Source organism: Pseudomonas turukhanskensis, assembly GCF_027922365.1.
Classification (GTDB): Bacteria; Pseudomonadota; Gammaproteobacteria; order Pseudomonadales; family Pseudomonadaceae; genus Aquipseudomonas; species Aquipseudomonas turukhanskensis.
Map to the genome: position 1 here is coordinate 1 of NZ_BSFN01000052.1, position 1,118 is coordinate 1,118.

Genomic DNA, 1,118 nt, shown 5'->3' on the forward strand with positions numbered 1-1,118 from the left:
TCATCAAACTCATTGGTGTTGAAGTCGCGGCGCATGGTGGAGTTACGCCATTTGACGTTGAGGTTTTTGAACGTACCGCTCTGCACGGTGTAGGCCAGCTCCGACTCGCGGCCCCATTCCTTGCCGTCGGTAACGGTGCTGGTGTGCACGTTATCGCCGCTGATATAGCGGTTCATCATCGTCAGGCCTGGCACGCCAACAGCGGCGAAGTTGTAGTCATGGCGCACTTGCCAGGATTTTTCCTTGGCGTTGTCGTAGCTGGAGTTGTAGCTGTCGTTGGCCAGGGTGCCGCCGCTGGTGCCGTTGACGCGCATCCAGGCGTCGTCGCCGCTGACTTTCTGCAAGCCGATGTAGAAGATGCTGCCGCCGTACTTGGCCGAGAGCATGGCGAAAGCGGTTTTGTTATCAAGGTCGCCCGCCAGCTGGCTGCCGTCTTCCTTGCCAGTGAAGTAACCCAGGTTGGCGCCGAGCGTCACATCACCGATGGGCTGGCTGTGCAGTACGTTGAAGTATTGCTGTTGGTAGATGTCTTCCAGTTCGGCATACCACACGCCAACGGTGGTGCGTTTCTCGTTAAAGGTGTATTCGCCGCCGCCGAAGTTGAAGCGGTCGGACACAGCGTCGGGCACGCCGTTCATAGACATGTCTTCCATGCTCGCATCGTTGCGCGGGCTGTTCTGGCGGAACTGGCCGCCGTACAAGGTAAGGCCGTCGATTTCCTGCGACGTCACCTGACCGCCACGGAAGGTTTGCGGCAGGGAGCGGCCGTCGTCGGAGCGCAGAATCGGCAGCACCGGCATCCACTCGCCGACCTTCAGTTCAGTCTTGGAAACCTTGGCCTTGGCGGCAACGCCCAGGCGGCCGAAGTCATCGGCGGGTTCGTTGTTGCGGTGCACCGGTAATAGCTGCGTGCCGCGGGTGCCTTTACCGCCGTCGAGTTTCAGCGAGTACAAACCCAGTACGTCCACGCCAAAGCCGACGGGGCCCGGGGTATAGCCGGATTTCACGTCGAGAATAAAGTTTTGCGTCCACTCTTCAGCCTTGCCCTGGCCGTTGTCCGGGTTGGTGAAGTTGCGGTTGAAATAGGCGTTGCGCAGGTTCAGCGTGGCCTTGGTGTC

The 1,118-nt window shown here is 59.7% G+C and carries 1 protein-coding gene; it reads right to left on the reverse strand.

Going from position 1 to position 1,118, the window contains the following annotated elements:
- Nucleotides 1-1,118 (reverse strand): OprD family porin (locus PKE98_RS26895; protein WP_271198556.1); only part of this gene is annotated, 1,118 nt, incomplete at both ends.